Genomic DNA, 21,057 nt, shown 5'->3' on the forward strand with positions numbered 1-21,057 from the left:
GGTGAACGCGAGCGCGTGGACGATCCACGCGCGGCCCGCACGGCCGGTTCCTTCCGAGGAGCCGGCCGTGTGGCGTTCCAGGGAGCGCGTTCGCGACCGGAGGCCACAGCGACGCGTGGCGAGCCGTTCCAAGGCGTCCCCGTCAGACGAGACCCAACGCGCGCGCAGCGTGCTCGACGCGCTCGGCGGGCGAAGCGTCGAACGGCACCCAATCGATCGTGTCGAAGCGCCGGTACCAGGTGCGCTGTCGCCGGGCGAACTGACGGGTGCGACGCGCGATCAACGCGGCGAGTAGGACCTCGTCGCGAACGGGAGTGCGGTCGTCGACGAGCGTGCCGTCGAGGTAGGCGAGGATCTCCGCATAGCCGAGCGCCTGACAGGCCGTCGGTCCGAAGCCACTCGCACCGCGGATCGCGCGCACCTCGTCGATCCACCCCGCCTCCAGCATCGCCTGCGTGCGCGCCGCGACCCGTTCGGCGTGGAGCTCGCGCGGCGGTTCGATGCCGACGATGCGCGCCGGGCGCCGAGCCGCGGACCACTGCTCCTGCCAGCTCGAGAGCGGGCGACCGGACTGCTCGTGGACCTCGAGTCCGCGGATCACGCGCCGCACGTCGTTCGGGTGGAGCTTGGCGGCGAGCTCCGGATCGACCCGCGCGAGCGCGGCGTGCAGTGCCAACGCGCCGTCGCTCGCTGCGCGTCGCTCGAGCTCCGCGCGCAGCTCGACGTCCACCGCGGGGCCTGCGAACAGGCCTTGGACGAGCACCTGCAGATAGAGACCCGTGCCGCCGACGAACAGGGCGCGCTTCCCGCGGGCGGCGATCGCGTCCAGTTCGCGCGCCGCGTCGGCCACGTAGCGCTGGACGTCGTAGCGCTCGGACGGCTCGATCAGGTCGATCAGGTGGTGCGGCACTCCCCGGCGCTCGGCCGCGTCCGGCTTGGCCGTCCCGAGGTCCATGCCGCGATAGACCAGCATCGAGTCGAGCGAGCAGATCTCGAGACCGTGGGCGCGCGCCAGTTCGACGCCGAGCTCCGTCTTCCCGCTGGCCGTCGGTCCGACGACGAACAGGAGCTCCGAAGTGGACGCGGGGTCGAGCGAGTGAGCGGGCGGCGTGGACGACATCGGGAGACTGGGGAGGACGCGGCGCGTAGCCTACTGGAGCACCGACCGCTACCCTCCCTGTCATGAAGCGCGCCCTGGCCATCTCACTCGTCGTCCTCGCCGTCCTGGCGCTCGCCCGTCCGAGCGTCGGTGCGAACGCCCAGGACGAAACACCGGCCGGAACGCCTCCGACGGCGACGCCGCAGGAAGCCGTCACGACGGGCCTCGTCGTGCAGGAACCGGGCGTGCTGCCTCCCGCCGCGAGCGAGCAGGCACGCGCGACCTGGAAGGCGATGCTGGCCGCGATCGGCGCGCTCCCCGCCACTCCCGACGAACCGACCGGCGCGCCCGCGGCCAGCACGCGGCTGACGAATCGCTTCGACATGCGGCTCGGACTGCTCACCCGTTCGGGCCGACGCGGTGACGATCCGCGGCCGGAGTCGCACGAGTTCGACACGCGCATCATCTACATGGCGCCGTTCTTCGTGCGCTACCAGCTGCCCCAGGGCGTCGAGACGGGGTTCGGACCGGACGGCTTCTGGCTGCGCGACAAGGACGAGATCGTGATGCTGCGCGGTCGCGACTACAAGACCGACCAGGAGCAGGTGCAGCAGGTCCTGTCCTTGTGCCAGAACTTCCTGTCGATCGCGACCCCCGGACGCCTGCGACTGGCCGTGCTCGAACAGCTCGACCGCATGCCGTTCACCCGCGACGAACTTCCGCAGCGCCCCGGCTTCGACTACGACCGCCTCCTGTGGCTGCGCACGGTGACGCCCGACTTCCTGCTCGTCGAGGCGATCCAGCCCAAGATCGAAGGGCAGGAGGACGATCGTCCCCAGGCGCTGTACCAGGTGTACTTCGGACTCGACCGCAAGACGTTCCTGCCGCGCGCGCTGCACGTGGTGCGCGTCGGAGCTCGCCCCCGGGACATGATCTTCGAACAGCTCATCCTGCTCGAGAACTGGGGCAGCGCGGGGGCCGACGGCAACGGCTCGGACGGACTGCCGCACCCGCGCGTGCTGATCCCCCAGCGCATCTACGTGCACGAACGTCTGCCCGGGCACTCGCAGTACGGACCGTTCCTGCTGCAGCCCGACCGCGAGGTCTACGTGCGCCAGGGCTCGACCCTGTTCCCGAACCTCACGGACGCGGACTTCGATCCGAAGCAAGGCTGACGCGGCAGGCGCGCCGCTGCCGTCCCGGTCGCCGTCTCGGACACCGTGCCAACCTAGCGGCGGTGGAAAGCCTTCTCGAGGTCCGCGAGCGTGAACTTGACGCGCGTCGGACGGGCGTGCGGACAGGTCTGTGAGTTCTCGAGAACCTCGGCCCGCTCGAGCAGGGCGCGGATCTGGTCCTGCTCGAGCGCGTCGCCGGCCATGATCGACGAGCGACAGGCCGTGCGGTGCAGGACCTCCTCCACCACGTCCTCGGCCTGGGGCAACTCGCCGTGCATCGAAAGGAAGCCGACCACGTCGCGCACCACGCCCACCGCGTCGGGATTGCGCAGGAGCGCTGGCAGGCCTTGAACGGCGACGGTCGTCGGCCCGAAGATCGAGAGCTCGATCCCGAGCCGCGCGAGTCCCTCCAGTTCGGACTCGACGAGCTTCACCTCGTCGCGCGCGAGCTCCACCACCTCGGGCACCAGCAGCCGCTGCACCTCGACCGCGCCTTCGCGCAACTGGTCGCGCAGCCCTTCGAGCGTGACGCGCTCGTGCAGAGCGTGCTGGTCCACGATCTCGAAACCGTCCGGGAGCGCGCGCACCAGGTAGGTGCGATCGATCTGGAGGAACGGCCCATCGAAGCGGTCGCGCGCGCGCCACGCCTCGTCGTTCGAGGCCGGCGCACCCCGGGGCGTCGGGACGTCGTACCCGCTGGTCGAGCCGAACGGATTGTCGCGCGCGAAGTCGTCCGACTCGGCCCGCGGTGCGCTCGGCCGCAATTCGTATGGCCGCTCGCCCGCGGGCAACCAGGCCTGGTTGGGATCGGGCGCTCCGCTCGCCGGGCGCCAGTCGCCGCGGCGCTCGACGCGGTGGAGGAGCGACTCGCCGGGCGTCGCGATGTCGGTCCGCGCGACCGCTTCGCGCAGGCGTGGCACGAGCCAGCCGAAGAGCGCGCGCTCGTCGCGGAAGCGCACCTCGCTCTTCGTCGGGTGCACGTTGACGTCGACGAGCGCGGGATCCATCTCGAGCGCCAGGAACGCCGCCGGCTGACGCCCTTCCTCGAGGAAGCCGCGATAGCCCTCCTTCAAGACGCGCGACAGGAGCTTGTCACGCAACGGACGGCCGTTGAGGAACCACATCTGGCGCGACGCGTCGCGACGCGAGAAGCGCGGCGGTGCGACGAGACCGCGCATTCCGAGCGTGCCGTGCTGGACCTCGACGTCCACGAGCGCATCGGCCAACTCCGCGCCGAACGTGCGCCGCACGCGAGCGCGCAGGTCCATGTCCGCGTCGACGTCGTACAGGCGTCGATCGCCGTGGGTGGCGACGAATCCGACGCCCAGCTGCGCCAGTGCGAGGCGCTGCAGGAGGTCGAGACAGCGCGACAACTCGGTGCGCTCGGTCTTGAGGAAGCGGCGCCGCGCCGGCGTGTTGAAGAACAGGTCGCGCACCTCGATCGTGGTGCCCTTGGGGCACCCCGCCTCGCGCACGGCCGAGATGCGACCGCCTTCGTTCTCGATGCACCATCCGGTCGCCGAGTCCGCGGGCCGCGTCAGCACACGCACGCGCGCCACCGAACCGATCGAAGCCATCGCCTCGCCGCGGAACCCGAGCGACGCGATGTGATCGAGGTCCTCGAGTTCGTGCAGCTTGCTCGTGGCGTGCGGACGGAAGCACATCTCGAGGTCCTCGGGCCCCATGCCGCAGCCGTCGTCGACGATGCGCACGAGCTTCGTCCCGCCTTCCTCGAGATCGACGCGCACCTGCGTCGCGCCGGCGTCGAGCGAGTTCTCGACCAACTCCTTGAGCGCCGACGAGGGACGCTCGACCACCTCGCCGGCGGCGATCTGGTTCTTGACGAGTTCGGGGAGTTCGCGGATCCGAGTCGTCACGGGCGCACCTTCTGGGCTGGACGGGAGCGACCGCGCTGCCGCTCCCACCGCAGGGCGAGCGCGACGAAGTGGTCGACGCCGACACCGGCTCCGGTCGAGCGCGAGGCGCGCTCGAGCTCGCTGACCGCGTCGAACATGCGCTGCCACTGGGCGGGATGCTTGCGGGCGTCCATGCGCGGCCGCCAGGTGTCGAGCGCTCGCCCGGTCGCGCCGCCGAGTTCGAACGCGCGCTCGGCGGTCTCGCCGGCCGCGCGCGCCTCGGCGATCGCCAGTCCCTGACGCACGGTCTTGGACAACGACGAGAGCAGGATCGTCGACAGCGCCGTCGGATCGAGCACACGACTGCCGTCCTTGCCCGTCATCCCGCCCGCGAAGAGTGCGACGACCGCATCGATCCCCTTCGCCGCATCGGCGGTGACGAGCTTGTCGGCCACGTCCCAGGGCGTGCCGGTCGCCTGCCACGCGACCGAGTCGCGCAGCAGCCCCGTCCCCGTTCGCACGCGCTCCAACTGCGCGTCGATCGCGCCCAGGTCGTTGCCGGTGGCCGCAGCGATGTACAGCGCGTCGCGCGGAGCGACGTCCACCTCGAGCTCGCGTGCGCGGCGCCGCACCCACTGGACGAGCTCCGACGCCATCGGGTCGGGCTTCCAGGGCGGCGGACTGTCGTACAGCTTGCGAACGGCGAGGTTCACGGTCGCCGTCTTCGCGATCTTGTGGTCCGCGCGCATGCTCGTCGCCCGCACGAGAACGGCCCGGTCGGGCTGGTCGCGCGCGCAGAACGCGAGCAGCGCGGCGACGAGCGGCGGCAGGTTCTTGCCCTGGGTCCGCATGTTCGCGTCCCAGTTGCGCAGGACGAACAGCTGTCTGGGCGCGAACATCGGCGGCGTCGCCAACTCTCCGAGGACGTCGTCGAGCTTGGCGTCGGGGTCGGTGCCGTCGCGCACCAGGATCTCGTAGTCGAGGGCCTTCGCGCGGTTCGTGACCACTTCCTGCGCCCGGCGCGCGAAGTACTCCTCGTCGCCGCGCACGACCATCAGACGCTCGAGGGGTTCGGCCGCCGCGACCTCGCGTTCGAACGCGTCCAGCGCGTCGGGCGGCGTCGCAGCCCGTTTGGAAGATCCGGCCATGGCGGCCAGGATACAGGAGCGAGCCCGTCGTCAGGAGCGCAGCGCGAGGTCCGTCACGACCCCTGCGAAGAGCGCCACCCCCACCCAGCCGTTGGCGGTGAAGAAGGCTGCGTTCACGCGGCTGAGGTCGCTCGGACGGACGATGCGGTGCTGCCAGACGAGCAGCGCCGCGCAGGCCACGAGCGCCACCCAGAACGGCGCGCCGAGGCCCGCTTCGACACCGAACGCGACCAGCGCCGCGACCGTCACGAGATGCAGGCTGGCGGAGATCGCGAGGCTGCGCCCGACACCGAAGCGCGCGGGGATCGACGCCAGACCCTGTGCGCGGTCGAACTCCGCGTCCTGACAGGCGTAGATCAGGTCGAAGCCCGCCACCCAGGTCAGCACCGCCGCGGCCAGCAAGGACGGCACGAGGAACCCCGGGCCTGGTTCTCCGGCGACGGCCAACCAGGCGCCGAGCGGAGCGATCGCGAGGCACAGCCCGAGCCACAGGTGGCAGATCCAGGTGAAGCGCTTCGCGTGCGAGTAGCCGAGCAGCAGCGCGAGGACCGGCAGCGAGATCCAACCGCACCACGGTCCGAGCATCCACGCGCCGGCGACGAACAGCGCGCCCGCCACGAGGGCCAGGGCCAGCGCGTTACGGGCCGGCACGGCACCGCTCGGGATCTCGCGCCCGCGGGTGCGCGGGTTCACCGCGTCCACGTCGCGATCGACGAAGCGGTTGTAGGCCATCGCGCTCGTGCGCGCGGCGACGGCGCACACGACGATCCACGCGAGGCGCCGACCGTCCGGTACGCCGCCCGACGCGACCCAGGCCGAAGCGAGCGCGAACGGCAGAGCGAAGACCGAGTGCGAGAAGCGCACCAGGCCCAGGTAGTCGGCCGCGCCCGTCACCGGCCGGTGGCGTCCGCGGACCCGGTGTCGCCCGCCTTCGTGGCGCGCGCTCCGTCGCCGTCGCGCGAGATCCCCTGTTCGGGCGGCGGTTCGAGCTTGCCGTTCCAGCGCGCGCCCGCGCGGTTCTCGATGCGCAGCGTGTCGAGGATCTTGCCCACGACGTGGCCCACCAGATCGTCGATCGTGCGCGGGTGGTGGTAGAAGCCCGGCATCGCCGGCAGCACGACGGCACCGAGTCGGGTGAGCTTCAGCATGTTCTCGAGGTGCACCTCGGACAGCGGCGTCTCGCGCGGAACGACCACGAGCGGGCGTCGCTCCTTCAGGGCCACGTCCGCGGCGCGCTCGACGAGGTTCGAACTGAAGCCCACCGCCACGCGCGCCATCGTGCCCATCGAACACGGGCACAGGACGACGCCGTCGGTGAGAGCGGTCCCGGACGACGGCGGTGCTTCCACGGCTTCGCTCTGAAAGGCACTGACGCGGCTCGCCACTTCGGCGCCCAACCATGCGGGGAGCGCAGCAGCGAGTCGCACGCCGCCCGGACCCGCGTCGACGCCCAACTCGTGGCGCAGCACCTTGCACCCTGCGGGAGTCACCGAGAGCGAAACGCCCACGTCGGCGGCGACGAGTTCGCGGATCAGTCGCTCGGCGTACGCGTGTCCGCTGCCGCCGGTCAGTCCGACGAAGACACGGCGCTCACGGGATTCGTAGGGAGGTACCACGGTGGTGACGATAGGACGCCGGAGGGACCCGTCCAAGCGAGCCCCCCGCGATCAGTGCAGCACGCCTGGTCCGGCACCCAGGAGCAACGTCAGGTTGAACAGGCCGTGGCTCCAGGCGGCCACGCCGAGTCCGCGCCAGCGGTAGATCGCCCCGAGCAGACAGCCCCCCACGAATCGCCAGGTGAACGCGGCCGCGTCGAACGACTCACCGGACACGCCGACCCAGTGGGACACGGCGTCGAGGTGGAACGTGGCGAAGACGAGGGCCGAGGTCGCGATCCCCCCCACCTCGCCGAACAGCCGCGCGAGGTGCCGCGTCGCACCGAAGAAGCTGGCGATCCCGCGCCACGCGAGGAACGCCAGTCCCAGAGCACCGACGCGGAAGACGAGCTCTTCGTAGAACGCGCCACCCGCCACCAACGCGCCCGTGGCGAGCGACGGCTTCGGCTCGCTCGCCAGGCGCTCGAGACCGAAAGGGACCGAGTCCGCTCCCAAGAGGTCCTGTCCGAGCACCAGCGCCGGCCCGAGAGCCAGGGCGGCCACGAGTCCTTCGAGGGGCACGCGCAGGACGCGCGGCGGCAGCGGCTCACCGTCCTCGATGGCGGCCCGACGCACGAAGGCGAGTGCCACCAAGGTCCCGATCAGGAGCGCGATCTGTCGCACGGGATCGGCCGGGATCCCGACCAGGTCCAGCGGCAGCGAGACGATGCGTTCGGCCGTGTTGCGCAGTGCGCCACCGCCGGTCGTCACGCTCCACTCGTAGAAGACGGCGAGCGGCGCCGACGCCAGGAACCCGAGCGCGAGACCGCCGGGACGCGACGCCGACGACTCGCTCCACTGCGAGGCGTCGTCCTCCCAGTCCTCCTCCCACTCGTCGTCCGCGCTCAATCGTCCGCTGCCCCGGGCACGCGACCAGTGTGCAACGCGGCGGCCCCGTGGGCGAAGAGCTCGTAGCGGCAGTCCTCGAGTCCGGCTCGCGACATCTCGTCGCGCAGGGCCTCGGGCCGCGGCCAGGCCAGCACCGTGTCGGGCAGGTAGCGGTAGGCGTCGCGGTTCCCGCTGATCACTCCCCCGACGAGCGGCAGCACGCGCGTGAAGTAGGTCAGGTAGACGGCTCGCCAGGGCTGCGTGCGCGGCGTCGAGGCTTCGAGCACCGCGACCACCCCACCAGGTCGCACGACCCGCGCCATCTCGATCAGACCGGCGCCGCGGTCCTCGAGGTTGCGCAGCCCGAACGCGATCGTCGCGGCGTCGAACGCACCGCTGCGAAAGGGCAGGCGCAGGGCGTCGCCGCGCAGGAACGCGGGAGCCGGCGCGCCGGCGCTGCGATCGGTCCCCTTGTGATGCGCGCGAGCGAGCATGTTGCCCGCGAAGTCCACTCCGGTCGCGGCGAGGCCGCGGTCCTCGAGGGCCAAGGTCAGATCGCCGGTTCCGCAGGCCACGTCGAGGACGCGCTCGCATCCGGCCTCCGCGAGGACCTGGGCCGTGCGCCGACGCCAGCGCCGATCGATCCCGAGCGAGAGGACACGGTTGAGCAGGTCGTAACGCGGCGCGATGGTGTCGAACATCGCGCGCACCGGTTCGGCGGCAGGCATCTTCGGAACTCCTGGCGACGGTGCGCCTCGGCGCCATCTTGGAACTTCCCGCCCGCCAACCCGAGTGCGGAGTGCGGAAGACTTCGCGCGGGACGTCGAACGGCCGCGCGCCGGCCCGCGGGCCGAGGGACCCCGAGGAGGCCGCCCGTGAATGCGCGCGGGGCCGCACCCTCTCTCGAAGGTGCGGCCCCGCGCTGGCGCCCGCGCCGCGACTCCGTGGTGGAGCGGGCGAAGCGCGTCGTCCTCCTGCGGTCCTACTGGCGCCAGTAGTCACACAGGACCGAGGCTCCGGTGAGGGGAATGGACTGAAGGCCCGGCTGCTCGACGTTGGCGTCGACGCGGGTCAGACCACTCTGCACGCGGAAGACGTCGACCGAGCTCGAGTTCGGGATGGCCGCGAACAGGAAGGTCGGCGTGCTGGCCGGGATGAAGGTCGGTCCCGGGAGCACCCGGTACCAGCCCTTGCCGTTGACCGGCGCGGCCACACCCGGAGCGCTGAAGCTCGTGGTCGGGTTCGCCTGGGCGCTCGACACGTTCATCATGCAGTCGAAGGCGAGATCGACGGGCACACCCGACAGGGACTCCTCACCGACGGACAGCACCACTTCGAGGTCCAGCTGACGCGAGGTCAGGTTGACGATCGCCGTGACCGGGATCTGACCGAACACCGCGCTCGTGACCCGCAGCTGACTCAACGCGCCTTCGCTGGTGCCCTTCGGCAGCTGGCTCTGGGTGTTGATCGGGTTGCGGTGAGCGATCCAGACCGCGCCGTCGAGGAACGTGCGGTCGAGCAGGATCTTCGAGGGGCTCGAGAAGGTCTGCGTCGCGTTGCCGAGCAGGTTGTCGGGACCCCAGCCTCCGACGCCGTCGGGGCCGGACTCGAAGATCGAGATCGTTCCGTCCTCGTTGGCGATGTAGGCGAAGTAGGTGTTCCGCGAGAGTCCCAGACCGTTGACCTGGCGCGGACCGACGACCACGTCGACCGGACGGTTGATCGCACCACTCACGGTCTTGCGGACCTCGAGGTCGAAGGCGCGAATGATCGACAGGCTGCTGTCGGCACGGTTGCAGACGAGGATGTCCTCGTTCTCCGGCTGCCAGGCGATCGAGACCGGCTCGTTGCCGACGTCGACGGTCTTGATGACCGTGTTGAAGCTCGTCGACGTCGGAAGGATGTCGATGAACGTGACCTGGTCGGCGATGCGGTTCGTGACCGCGAGCACGTCCAGGTTCGGCGACATCGCCATGTTGGTCGGGTCGGTCACCTTGATCCGGTCGACCACGGTCATCCGGTTCGAGTTGAACACCACCACTTCACCGCGCAGTCGATCGGCGACGTACAGGAAGTGGCCGATCTGCTGGCGGTAGCCGTAGGTCTTGCAGGGGATCGACGGGTTCGCCAGCGACGGACCTTGGAAGTACACGTACTGGTCCGTCGTCCACAGGCCGCTCGGCGGGATCAGCGCGCCCGGGTTGCCCAGGGGGTTGCCGTTCGGCGCCAGGTTGTTCGGCACCACGCCGTTCGGCGACGGAGTCGTGATGATGAGCGTGTTCTCGATCGAGGTGGGCTCGCGCGCTCCGAGGAAGGGCGAGATGCACAGCGGCGGGAACGTGATCGGCGGCGGGTTCGGGTGCGGGGCCCACGAGATCGGGTTCGGAGCACCGTTCGGCACCGTCGATGTCTCACCCGGGACGGGCGGGCGCGTCGTCGGGGGCTGGATGACGGCGGCCGGGTTCTTGAGACCCAGCGTGGCACAGGCGTTCGGGTTACCCGCTTGGCAGCCGAAGGGCGGCGGCGAGTTGTTGAACACCACGTCCAGCGAGAAGCCCACGGCCATGTCCGCGATGCTCTCGATCACCGGGCTGCCGGCGAGCACTTCGCTGAGCGCACTGTTGCGCGTCGCGGTCAGAGCGCCGCTCGAGCCTCCGTTGAAGGTGCAGGTACCCGGAGCGAGCGGCGGCACGAGCTGCGAGCCGTTGGCGACGTTCGGGTTGAGCGGGAAGCGCGAGTTGCCCGTCTTCCACGGGTTGCCCGCGTCGAAGGTCGGCGAACCGGTACCACCACCGAAGCCACCGATGTCGATGATCGACACGGCGACCGGGCTCGAGCGACCGACGTAGATCACGTCGGGCATGACCGGCGCGTTCGTGATGACGCGCCCCTCACCGGCCACGAAGAACGTCGAGTCCTCGCGGTTCGACGGGTTGCCGGCCGTGTCCTTGACCCGCTCGCCACCGACGACCAGGTCGACGCGCGAAAACTCGTCACAGCTGTTGCTGGCGGGTCCGGTGCCCGGGAAGGGGTAGGCCGGGATGATCTCGTAGCGCGTCAGGTCGTAGGCCGAGGCCGGTCGGACCTTGTACTGCACCGACGTGAGGAAGTCCTGGGGCCCGAACGACATCGAGACGGCCGAACCGAACTCGAAGAAGTTCTCGACCAGGTCGTAGGAGCCGAGCTCGGCGGGCTGCACGGGCTCGGTGAACTCGACGCTCACCGTGGTCGACGGATCGACCTGCTCGAGGCCGTTGCCGGGCGTGATGTTCGGCAGGAGGTCGAGTCCAACCTGCTGGGAAGCGACGCGCGGAAGGACCGTGTCGGGACCGACGGTCGACGATGCGACGGCCGGCGTGTTCAGGAAGTCGTTGTCCCGAGCGCGCACGCCGGTCCCGATGTCGATCCGGATCTGCAGACCGGCGGGGAACGTGTCGAAGTCGCTCAGGTCGCCGTCGTCGTCCGCGACGAACACGAACACACCGTCGGTCAACAGCGTGTTGGCGCCCGAGAACGGAGTGCCGGTTCCCGGGTAGCCCTGTCCATCGGGAACGAGGGCCGTGGGCACGCCACCCACCAGTCCGACCCAGTTCTCGAGTTCGTGCAGACCGGAGGTCTGGACCGTTCGACTCGGGGTCATCGCGACCATCTGTCCGGTGCCGTCGTCGCCCACGACGAAGGCCCGCCCTTGGACGGGCGTCCGGATCCCGGTGGCGCCGTCGACGCCGACGACCTGGAGCGTTCCGGACAGGAAGCTGTTCGCCGCACCGGCCGGCGTCAGGTCGAAGACCGACGCGGCGGAGATGGGCTTGTTCATCCGAACCGCCACGTAGTGGTTGCCCGGCAGACCGTTCGGCAGGCGCGCCGCCGGGTTCCAGGTCGGCGACGGCAGGATCGGGTTGTCGAGTCGCACGTTCTCGTAGATGTCGTCGACCGAACGCAGCGTCATGATCTGCGTGGTCGGCTGATCCGTGGTCGGATCGATCCGGAACGTGGTGTGCGGCAACAGCGCACCGAACCCGTTCGTCACCTCGGCGATGACGAACGTCTGTCCGGTTCCTCCACCGATGCCGGAGCTGCCGCCATCGGAGGCAGAGGATCCACCTCCGCAGGAAGCGGCGAGCGAGCCGGCGAGCAGAGCGCAGGTAGCGAGTGCTCGGCGACCCGCCGCGGGGAACGTGCGGCGGGGCGTGTTCACGGTAGTGGCCAACGTTTGGCTCATCGGAACGGTCTGGATGCTGGCGTTGTTCGCACGGGAGCGAGCGCGCGGGGTGGCACCTCGTTCTCCAGCGCGCTTCGGTCGAAGGGCTGGGGACTCACGGTGCTCCGCGGGATCGTCACGTGCGGGATGAGAAGAGTGACGCATCCCCGGGGCAGGGATGCCTCGAACGGCACGGGAGCCGGTGGTCGTCCACCGCGATCCCCCATGCACGGCGACCGTTCCCGTCGAACGGGTTCGGTCTGTGGATGGGGTCTCGGCCCGCCCGGACCCGCGCGGTGCACCGACGTGGCGCAGCCGTTCGGAGAACGGGAGGTCTGGCGGCCGGTCGCGAGGTCGGCTCGCAGAGCGGGTCTGCGAACGGGTCCCGTGCGACGGGCCTTCGAATCGGGTCGGCGGCTCGCGCCGCGTCGTCGATGGTCGAACCTGGATGGGAACCGCCCCGCGCGGACGCGAGGCGAAACGGTCTGGAACGGCGATCGGGAACGTGAGGAGCGGACGGATCCGCGCCTCTCGCACCGAGGGCGCCCTCCCTCGAGCCCCGTTCCTCGCGGCCCGTCGCACGTTGCCGCGCGGGGGCCCCGAAGGGTGGAGGCTGGATCGGGGACGCAGCAGAATAGCGGCGCCTCGGGCACGGTGCGAGCGCCAGCCGCCTCAGGGCGGGCCGATCACCGCACCCGCACGTCGATCCGGTCGAGTCGGGTCCGACCCACCGAGCGAGCGGCGGGTCCTCGTGGCCCCTGGCCGTCCGATCGTTCGGACCGCCGAGGGCCTGTGGAGAAAGAGCGTGCCACCGTTCACCAAGCGCCGTGCCGCCGGGATCGGACGCGCCTCGCGGCCGGCCGAAAGAGCCCGTAAACGGCTTGCTCCCAGAAACTTCCAACATCCATGGGCCTCGGGCACCAGGCCCGAAGTCCGCGTGCCTCCCCCCGTCCCCTGCGGGTGGCGAGCGCCCCCCTGCGCGGGCCGGGTCCGTTCGAGCGCTTCCGCACAGTCCGGGCCCCCACGGGCCGTCGCCCGGTCCGGGGAGCGGGCTCGGCGCCGGAGGGTGAGGATCGGGGCCGGGACCCCCGCCCCTCCCGCCTCCCCGGTGTGGGACCGTGGAACGTCGCCCAGCGGCTACCTTGACTCGATGAACGTGGACGAGGGTGCGAACGAGGGACGGCAGGCCTACCGACCGCCGACGGGCGCGGACGGCGGCGAGGCGACCGCGGGGACCGAACGCTGGACCGATCCCGCCCTCGGCGGCGCCGTCCGCGAGCGCGAGGACGACCGCCGCCTGCGCCCGGCCGACTTCGAGGAGTTCGTCGGCCAGCGCCGGACGCTCGACAACCTGAAGATCGCGATCGGCGCCGCGCGCGGGCGCGACGAACCGGTGGATCACGTGCTCCTGTCCGGGCCTCCGGGCCTGGGCAAGACGACGCTCGCGCGCATCCTGGCCCGCGAGTCGGGCGGAACGCTGCACGCCACGTCGGGGCCGGCGCTCGAACGTCCGCGCGACCTGGTCGGGATCCTGGCGCAGCTGCGGCGCGGCGACGTGCTCTTCGTGGACGAGATCCACCGCGTGCCGACCGCGGTCGAGGAGTACCTGTACAGCGCGATGGAGGACTTCTCGATCGACTTCACGTTGGGCGACGGCGAGCGGGCGCGCGTGCTGCCCATGACGATCGAACCGTTCGCGCTCGTCGGAGCCACGACGCGCGAAGGACTGCTCTCCGCGCCGTTCCGTGCGCGCTTCGGTCTGGTCGAACGCCTCGTCCCCTACCCGGTCGACGACCTGGTGCGCATCGTCGAACGCTCGGCGCGTCTGCTCGAGTGCCCGCTCGACGCCGCCGCCGCGCGCCTGATCGCCGAACGCAGCCGCGGCACGCCGCGCGTGGCCAATCGCTTCCTGCGGCGCGTCCGCGACCTGTCCGAGGTCCACCGACGTGCGCCGGACTTCGCGACGGCGGCCGACGCGCTCGCACGTCTCGGCGTGGACTCGAACGGTCTCGAGGACGTCGATCGCCACCTGCTCGCGTACCTGGCGGACGCCGAAGGTCGCGCCGTCGGTCTGAAGACGCTCGCCGCGGCCCTGGGCGAGAGCGAGGACACGATCGAAGAGGTCTTCGAACCGCACCTCTTGCGCAAGGGCTTCCTGCACAAGACACCGCGCGGGCGCATCGTCACGAACGCGGGCCTGGTCGCGATCGGCCGCACCCGACGTGCGGCCTCGAACGACGCGGACGACTTCGGCGCGCGGCGCACGGACCCGGGCGCGGCGACGCGCGGTGGGCACTCGCTCGGAACGGGCACGCACGAGTGAACGTCCAGCGGCCAGACCCGCGACGGACGCCGCCGGCCTCCGAGGCTCGAAGGGCGCAGCGTCGACGCCCCGCCCGGGGTGCGGCGACGCTGCTGACGGGCGTCGTCCTCGCACTGTGGGCGACGGCCTGCGTCGTGCTCCCGCCGCCGCACGCGCACACGCTCGAGGTGCACGACGGCGGTCGACGACGGCCCGAGCGCGCGCAGCCCGAACCGCCCGACGTGTGGCACACGCGCGGACTCGTGCCCGTGCGCGTCACGGCCCACGAACAGGCCCGCGTCGTCTTCGTCGAGGTCGACGGAGAGCACCACCGCTTGGCCCGTCGCGGCGACGGCGTCGCACTGGACGACGGTTCGGTCCAGCCCTTCGTCGTCGTGGCGGCGCGCACCGGCTCGCTCGAACTCGAAGGGGTCGACCACGGCCGCGCCGAACTGGTCGCGATCCCCCACCCGGTCCAAGGGCTGCGCGTCGAGCTGTGGCTCGATCTCGAGGCCTACGTCGAAGGCGTCGTGTCGGCGGAGCTCGTGCTCTGGGACGCTCCCGCCGCGCAACTCGAGGCCCAGGCGATCGCGGCGCGCAGCTACGCCGTCGGCACGCTCGATCGACGCGCGCGAGCGGCGCGCGCGTTCCTGTGGGACGGCGTGGAGGACCAGGCCTACCGCGGGCCCTACGTGCCCGACGCGGCGGCGACGAAGCGCGGCATCCCCGCGCGGCTCACCGACGCGGTGCGCGCCACGAGTGGACAGGTCCTGACCTTCGGCGGGCGCGCCGCCGACGTGCGCTTCCACGCGGCGTGCGGCGGCCACACGGCCCCGGCGATCGCGATCTTCGGACCCGGCACGGCGGGCGGCACGGGCACGGCGACCTGTCCGGGCTGCGCCGTTCGCGGTGGCTGGAGCAGGCACCTCGAACGCAGCACGCTCGACGCGGCGGCGCGGACGCTGGGACTCGAACACCTGGGGCGCCCCGTCGCGACCTCGAGCGATGCCTCCGGGCGTTGGCTCGAGGTCGAGCTGCGGGACATGCGCGGCGTGCGCCCCGTGCCGGCCAACGAACTGCGACGGGCTCTCGGTTGGAACACGTTGCCGAGCACGTGGATCACGACCTGGACGGAGCTCCCCGACGGGAGCGCGGACGTCACCGGTCGCGGGCGCGGTCACGGCGTCGGGCTGTGCCAGGAAGGCGCGGGCGACCTGGCGCGACGGGGCTTCGGCGCCCACGAGATCCTCGGGCACTACTACCCGGGAGCGCGGCTGACCCGGGTGGTGCCCGTCGACGCGCGGCACGCGGAGCGCTAGGGTCCGTGGCCGCGATCCCGCGCCACCCTCCATGACCGCCGACTTCAGCTTCGCCGTCGAATCCCTCTGCTCCACGACGCGCGCGCGGGCCGGACGCTTCCACACCCCCCACGGCGAAGTCCCGACGCCCGCCTTCATGCCGGTCGGGACCAAGGCGACGGTCAAGGGACTGACGCCGCCGCAGCTGCGCGAGACCGGCACGTCGTTCGTCCTCGCGAACACGTACCACCTGCACCTGCGACCGGGCGAGGACACGATCCGCGAGCTGGGTGGACTGCACCGCTTCATGGGTTGGGACGGTCCGATCCTGACGGACTCGGGCGGCTTCCAGGTGTTCAGCCTGGCGCACATGACGCGCGTCACCGAACGCGGCGCGAGCCTGCGTTCGGTCGTGGACGGCGGCGAGGTGCGGCTCGAGCCGGAGAACGTGATCGACATCCAGCGCGACCTGGGCGCCGACGTGATCATGGCCTTCGACCACTGTCCGTCCGATCCGTCGAACCGACGCGAGGTGGAGCGGGCCACGGATCGCACCCACCGCTGGCTCGATCGCTGCGTGCGTCGCTTCGACGAACGCGGAACGGTGCACGGACCGCAGGCTCTGTTCGGGATCGTGCAGGGCGGCGCGTTCGAGGACCTGCGTACGCGCTCGGTCGAAGCCGTCTGCGCGCACGATCTGGTCGGGTACGCCGTCGGTGGCGTCAGCGTCGGCGAGCACGAGGAAGCCATGGAACTGGCGGTCGACGTCGCGACGCCGCTGTTGCCGCCCGACAAGCCGCGCTACCTGATGGGCGTCGGCACGCCGCGCGACTTCTTCCGCGCCGTCCGCTCGGGAATCGATCTGTTCGACTGCGTGACGCCGACGCGCCACGGGCGCAACCACCAGGTCTACACCTCGCGCGGCCGCATGAACGTGCGCAACGCCACGTGGGCGCGGGACGGTCGTCCGCTCGATCCGGACTGCAGCTGCCAGGTGTGCACGACCTACAGCCGCGCGTACCTGCGCCATCTGTGCACGAGCGGCGAGATCCTCGCGGGCGTGCTGCTCAGCCTGCACAACGTGCACTTCTTCCAACGGCTGATGTCGCGCATGCGCACGGCCATCGGCGACGGCACCTTCAGCGATCTGGAGCAGGAGTACCTGGTTCAGTTCCAGACGAAGGTGCCGAACGACACCGGCGAGACCGCGCGCTGACGGGGTCGCGCGCTCGTAGGACGGAGCGCGAGACGCCAGGCGCCCGGCGGTCCGCCGCCGCTCGGGGTCGCGATTGGGTTCGCGCTCGGGGTCGCGATCGGGATCAGGACCTGGGATCGGGACCGACGCGGGCCGCAGCCCGTGCCGTCACTCCAGGATCTCGATCGACGTGACGTCGATGGTCGGCAAGTCGGCGACGAACTCCGCGGCGCCCAGATCGAGGCCGGCCGCGGCGTCGGTCCCCACGCGGAATCCTCCGTCGAGGCCGATCTCGCGGCCGACGAACAGTTCGAGCTCGTAGCGCCCGCTGGCGCACTGGACGACGGCCCGCGCCTGTCCGCCGCGAACGATGCGGTAGCTGGCGACGCCGTCGGTGCCCTGGTAGCTCTGCAGCAGGCCGCGGACGGCGAAGTGGCCGTAGAAGGGATCGCGCTCGCGCAGTCGCTCCCACTCCTCGCGCTGACGACGCGCGAGCTCGCGTTGGCGTTCGACGCGCTGCTCCTCCAGCAGGACGCGCGTGCGCCACACTTCTTCGAGGGCTTCGACGGTCTCGAGCTTGTTCGCGACCACCTCGGACAGCGCGCCGTCGGCGTCGAGTGCGGACACGCGGCCGTAGGCATCGCGCAGGAACTCGAAGTCGGGACGTTCGCGTTCGCGCTCGATCTCGAAGCGATCGTCGGCGGCGGCGAGTGCTTCGCGCGCGGCGAGGGCGCCGGGAGCCGGAGCGGAAGCCTCGGTCACGCCGGCCGATCCCGTGCCGTTCGACGCGGACGCGGACTCGCTGCGTTCGGCGCGTCCGCGACCGCTGGGCTCGACGCCGGTGGCCAGCGCCGTCTCGGCCGCTTGCCACAGTGCCGCTCCGTCCTCGGCCGCGGGCAAGGACGCCGTGCGTTCGGCCTGGACGAAGCCACAGGCTCCGGGCGGCGCCCAGATCTGCACCCAGGTCTCGTCGAGGGGCGCGTCCTCGTTCTCCTTCGCGATGACCGCGACCTGGTCACCGGCGACCAGTCGCACCATCAGCGGGAAGTTGTTCACGTCGCTGCCCGGGCGCGGGCGCATGTTGACGTTGTTGCGCGTGACCTCGAGCACGCCGGGTGAGCCCTCCACCTCCTGGAGGTAGCGGCCGAACACCCAGACGGGCAATCCGCCGGGCACGTCCACCTCGAGCCAGCCCGCCGTCTCCGAGTACACGGCCAGGAGCTCGTCGGACCGCACGTCGGCCAGCGGCACGCCGTGCACGTCGGCCAGGTTGCGCACCGTCACGCCGCCCGAGCGCGCGCGCACGAAGCGTTGGGGCTGGCGGCCGGGAGCTTCGTCCGTCGCGCCGGAACTCGAGTCCGACGCCGGCGACGTGACGGGCTCGCCGCCACCGGTCTCGCCGTCCTGCGAGGATCCGTCGGTCGCCGGGCGATCGGCCGGAGCTGGGGTCCCGCCGTCCTGGGGGGCGGCATTCGCCGTCAGCAGACCCGATCCAGCTGGACCGGCGGCGAGAGCGACGAGGGCGACGCAGGCGAGCGGCGCGAGGCGGAGGGGGTCGAACATGATCGGGGGCGTGGGTCGGACCGGGCCGGTCGACGACGGTCGCGCCGGGACGTGGGGGATGGCCGCAGCGACTCGCAGCAGAGTAGCTCAGGATCGGCGCCGAGCGGGCCTTCGGGCGCCGAGAGCTGGTCGCGATGTCCCGACCTCGACGCCGGACGGGTGCGGCGATCTCGTCGACTCGCGCGGTCCTGCGGCCTGCCGAGACCCCGGGTTCGGCCCCCACCCTCCGCTCCGAGGACGGCGACCGGCTTTCGATCCGTCGCCGCGGGTCCTACATTCTTGTCGGTCCGAGTCCTCGACCCGGTACTCGGGGCTCTTCGCCCGGGCGCCGTTCCCGAGCCGAGCAGGACGCCGTGGACCGCACCATCGACGCGCCGAGAACGGGGAACGCGCGCGCCTCGCGGACGACTCCGCACCGACCATCCGGGCCTGCGTCCACCCCACGGCCCACCCGCACCGAGCGGCACCGCGAGCCTCCCGACCGTCCACGCGGACGGATCCCCGAGCCAGCCCAGCACCATGCGCCACTTCCTGCACTCCAAGATCCACAAGGCCACCGTCACCGAGGCCAACCTCGACTACGTCGGTTCCGTGACGATCGACGAAGCGCTGATGGAGCTCGCGGACATCCGCGAGTTCGAGCAGGTCCACATCGTGGACAACACGAACGGGGCGCGCCTGGTCACCTACGCCATCCGCGGTGAGCGCGACTCCGGCGTCATCTGCGTGAACGGCGCGGCCGCCCATCTGGTCAAGAAGGGCGACGAGGTCATCCTCCTCACCTACACCATGGCCGAGGAGCCGACCGACCCCACCTGCATCCTGGTCGACGAGAACAACGGGTTCGTTCGCTACCTGCGCGAGACGGCGCGCACGGTGCCCTCCTTCTGAAGCTGGGCGCGGGCGGGTGCCGGGAGCCCGACCGACCGCCGACCACGAGCGCCTCGTCCGCCCGCCGCGGACGGGGCGCTCGCTCGTTCTGCGCGCCTTCGCGAGGGTCCGCCGCTCCCGCTCCCGTCACGCGCGCCCCAGGACGGCGATCCACACGCTGCGCGCCCCGCCTTCGCGCAGGAGCGTCTCGGTGGCGGCCGACGCCGTCCCGCCCGACGCGAGCACGTCGTCCACGAGAACGACGTCGCGCCCCTTCACGGGTCGCCGCCAGCGCACGCCGCGAAACGCTCCGCGCACGTTGCGTTCGCGGGCGCGAGCGGCTGGCGATCCCTGGGGCGGTGTGGCTCGGCCGCGCGCCAACGCGCGCACGTAGGGTCGCTCGAGTTCGGTCGCCACGGCGTTCGCGAGCAGGGCCGCCTGGTCGTAGCCCCGCTCGAACCTGCGCAGCGGGTGCAACGGCACGCTGGTCACGAGACAGTCCGCGAGGTGCGGCCCACTGCCAGCAGCGTGCGCAGCCCTTCCCTCGACCCGCAGCCGCGCCGCCAGGAGCAGGCCGAGTTCGCGCGCGAGATCGCGTCGCCCGCCGTGCTTGAAGCGCAGGATCCACTCGCGCAGCCGACGCTCGGGCTCCGTCGATCCGCGGTAGTCGCCCAGCGCCGTCACTCCGGCGAACGGCGGTGGCTTCGAGCGGCAGCGACGACAGTCGCGTCCGTGCATCACTCCCGGTACGCGCGCCGCGCAGCGCCCACAGCGACCCGCGGCGGCCGCACCGACTCCCGCACTCGCGGGAACCGACTCGCTCGCACGAGCGAGGCCCGCGGGCACGTCCTCGCACGCACAACGACCGCGTTCGCCGCGGCACAGCGCGCACACCGCGGGCACGCAGACGTCGACGAGTCGCGCGAACCACGTCGCCAGGTGCGCGTTCACGAGCCGCACGCTCCACGCGATCCGGGACGGCACGCGCCGCCGCGGGTCTCGGACACGAACGAAGAAGGACTCCACGCCCCATGGACCGTTGCGGAACGGCCCCGGTGTCGAGTTGCGTCCTGAAAGGTGGGCGGCAGCGTCGAGCGCCGCCGCCGCGCGCCTCAGACCGCTTCTTCCTCGATCGTCAGCTCGTCCGACCCGAGTTCGTCGTCGTCGAGCTCGCGCGGATTCGGTCTCCGTGCTCCGCCCGCCGCGAAACGGGCGGCGCGCGGCACGCGGGGCTCGCGGCCGTCGCGCGCGTCGCGGTGCAGCACCGCGGTCGCCGAGGGCCGCGGCAGGCGCACGCGCGCACGGACGCGGGCGGCGTAGCTCTGCACCGTGTCCTCGTTCAGCATCTCCACGTCGAACAGCTCGCCGACCTCGCGGGTCAACTTCGAGTCCGACTCGAGCTCCACGTCGCCCTCGATCAGCATCTGACGCACGTAGCGCTGGAAGAGGCGGCGCGAGATCCACCACCCGAGCAGCTGCGCCAGTGCGACGGCTGCGACCGTCAGTCCGACCCACAGGATCGGGAACTCGCGCGTCGTGTCGAACTCCTGGGACGAGCGTCCGAAGAGCTGCAGCGCGAAGCCCGACAGCATCAAGAGGAAGCCGAGCGTGACCTGGACGCGGTGGAAGATGTACGTGCGGATCGAGCCCAGCCGCTGACGCTCCAGTCCGAACGCGTCGCGCAGCATCTCGCGCGGATCCCGGAACAGGATCGCGTTCGCCAGGAGGAACGTGCCGGCGATCGCCAGCACGAGACCGACGACGACCCAGTCGGGCTGACGGAGGACGTCCGGGACGATGGCGTTGTGGCCGAGGAGCGACGCGGGAGCGTGCATCCGCACCACGCTACGGGAGGCTGCGACCGGGG

The 21,057-nt window shown here is 71.5% G+C and carries 16 protein-coding genes; 5 read left to right on the forward strand and 11 right to left on the reverse strand.

Annotated features, from left to right (window positions below; all coding sequences use genetic code 11):
* Window positions 1-142: 142 nt before the first annotated feature.
* Window positions 143-1,120: a tRNA (adenosine(37)-N6)-dimethylallyltransferase MiaA gene (gene miaA / locus Pla163_RS12030; protein ID WP_145188504.1), complete on the reverse strand. Its 978-nt coding sequence runs from the start codon at window positions 1,118-1,120 to the stop codon at window positions 143-145.
* A gap of 62 nt (window positions 1,121-1,182) precedes the next feature.
* Between miaA and Pla163_RS12035 the strand changes: the two genes are divergently transcribed.
* A complete protein-coding gene (locus tag Pla163_RS12035; RefSeq protein ID WP_145188514.1) occupies window positions 1,183-2,274 on the forward strand; it encodes a hypothetical protein in 1,092 nt (363 codons plus the stop codon).
* A gap of 53 nt (window positions 2,275-2,327) precedes the next feature.
* On the opposite strand, the gene mutL is transcribed toward Pla163_RS12035, so the two are convergent.
* The 7 genes from mutL to Pla163_RS12070 all read right to left on the reverse strand — a co-directional run bounded on the left by mutL (window position 2,328) and on the right by Pla163_RS12070 (window position 11,959).
* Window positions 2,328-4,151, reverse strand: a complete 1,824-nt coding sequence (gene mutL, locus Pla163_RS12040; RefSeq protein ID WP_419185866.1) for a DNA mismatch repair endonuclease MutL — start codon at window positions 4,149-4,151, stop codon at window positions 2,328-2,330.
* Window positions 4,148-5,278 (reverse strand): DNA polymerase III subunit delta, encoded by a 1,131-nt coding sequence (locus Pla163_RS12045; RefSeq protein WP_145188518.1) that lies wholly within the window; start codon window positions 5,276-5,278, stop codon window positions 4,148-4,150. The genes mutL and Pla163_RS12045 overlap by 4 nt, the downstream gene beginning before the upstream one ends.
* Before the next feature lie 30 nt (window positions 5,279-5,308).
* Window positions 5,309-6,172, reverse strand: coding sequence for a UbiA-like polyprenyltransferase (locus Pla163_RS12050; RefSeq protein WP_419185867.1), 864 nt, complete (start codon window positions 6,170-6,172; stop codon window positions 5,309-5,311).
* The gene (locus Pla163_RS12055) at window positions 6,169-6,894 is read right to left on the reverse strand and encodes a UbiX family flavin prenyltransferase (RefSeq protein WP_145188520.1); all 726 of its coding nucleotides are present in this window, start codon (window positions 6,892-6,894) and stop codon (window positions 6,169-6,171) included. The genes Pla163_RS12050 and Pla163_RS12055 overlap by 4 nt, the downstream gene beginning before the upstream one ends.
* 51 nt (window positions 6,895-6,945) lie before the next feature.
* Entirely contained in the window at window positions 6,946-7,782 is an 837-nt protein-coding gene (locus tag Pla163_RS12060; protein ID WP_419185868.1) for a CPBP family intramembrane glutamic endopeptidase, read from the reverse strand.
* The gene (locus Pla163_RS12065; protein ID WP_419185869.1) at window positions 7,779-8,489 is read right to left on the reverse strand and encodes a ubiquinone/menaquinone biosynthesis methyltransferase; all 711 of its coding nucleotides are present in this window, start codon (window positions 8,487-8,489) and stop codon (window positions 7,779-7,781) included. Before Pla163_RS12065 ends, Pla163_RS12060 begins: the two co-directional genes overlap by 4 nt.
* Window positions 8,490-8,743: 254 nt before the next feature.
* On the reverse strand, window positions 8,744-11,959 hold the full coding sequence (locus tag Pla163_RS12070; protein ID WP_145188522.1) for a YncE family protein: 3,216 nt from the start codon (window positions 11,957-11,959) through the stop codon (window positions 8,744-8,746).
* Window positions 11,960-13,112: 1,153 nt separating this feature from the next.
* On the opposite strand from Pla163_RS12070, the gene ruvB reads away from it, so the two are divergent.
* The 3 genes from ruvB to tgt all read left to right on the forward strand — a co-directional run bounded on the left by ruvB (window position 13,113) and on the right by tgt (window position 16,778).
* Entirely contained in the window at window positions 13,113-14,285 is a 1,173-nt protein-coding gene (gene ruvB / locus Pla163_RS12075; protein WP_145188524.1) for a Holliday junction branch migration DNA helicase RuvB, read from the forward strand.
* Between the two features lie 134 nt (window positions 14,286-14,419).
* On the forward strand, window positions 14,420-15,583 hold the full coding sequence (locus tag Pla163_RS12080) for a SpoIID/LytB domain-containing protein (RefSeq protein ID WP_419185870.1): 1,164 nt from the start codon (window positions 14,420-14,422) through the stop codon (window positions 15,581-15,583).
* A gap of 31 nt (window positions 15,584-15,614) precedes the next feature.
* Window positions 15,615-16,778 (forward strand): tRNA guanosine(34) transglycosylase Tgt, encoded by a 1,164-nt coding sequence (gene tgt, locus Pla163_RS12085; RefSeq protein WP_145188528.1) that lies wholly within the window; start codon window positions 15,615-15,617, stop codon window positions 16,776-16,778.
* A 147-nt stretch (window positions 16,779-16,925) separates the two neighbouring features.
* Here the strand turns inward: tgt and Pla163_RS12090 are convergent, their stop codons facing one another.
* Window positions 16,926-18,320 carry an SH3 domain-containing protein gene (locus Pla163_RS12090; RefSeq protein WP_145188530.1) on the reverse strand — a complete coding sequence of 465 codons (1,395 nt, stop codon included), beginning with the start codon at window positions 18,318-18,320 and terminating at the stop codon, window positions 16,926-16,928.
* Between the two features lie 519 nt (window positions 18,321-18,839).
* On the opposite strand from Pla163_RS12090, the gene panD reads away from it, so the two are divergent.
* Window positions 18,840-19,211, forward strand: a complete 372-nt coding sequence (gene panD, locus Pla163_RS12095) for an aspartate 1-decarboxylase (RefSeq protein WP_145188532.1) — start codon at window positions 18,840-18,842, stop codon at window positions 19,209-19,211.
* A 126-nt stretch (window positions 19,212-19,337) separates the two neighbouring features.
* On the opposite strand, the gene Pla163_RS12100 is transcribed toward panD, so the two are convergent.
* Together Pla163_RS12100 and Pla163_RS12105 are read right to left on the reverse strand one after the other, a co-directional pair.
* The gene (locus Pla163_RS12100) at window positions 19,338-20,141 is read right to left on the reverse strand and encodes a ComF family protein (RefSeq protein ID WP_145188534.1); all 804 of its coding nucleotides are present in this window, start codon (window positions 20,139-20,141) and stop codon (window positions 19,338-19,340) included.
* Window positions 20,142-20,302: 161 nt separating this feature from the next.
* The gene (locus Pla163_RS12105) at window positions 20,303-21,025 is read right to left on the reverse strand and encodes a hypothetical protein (RefSeq protein ID WP_145188537.1); all 723 of its coding nucleotides are present in this window, start codon (window positions 21,023-21,025) and stop codon (window positions 20,303-20,305) included.
* Window positions 21,026-21,057 lie beyond the last annotated feature (32 nt).

It is taken from the genome of Rohdeia mirabilis, from assembly GCA_007750655.1.
Classification (GTDB): Bacteria; Planctomycetota; UBA1135; order UBA1135.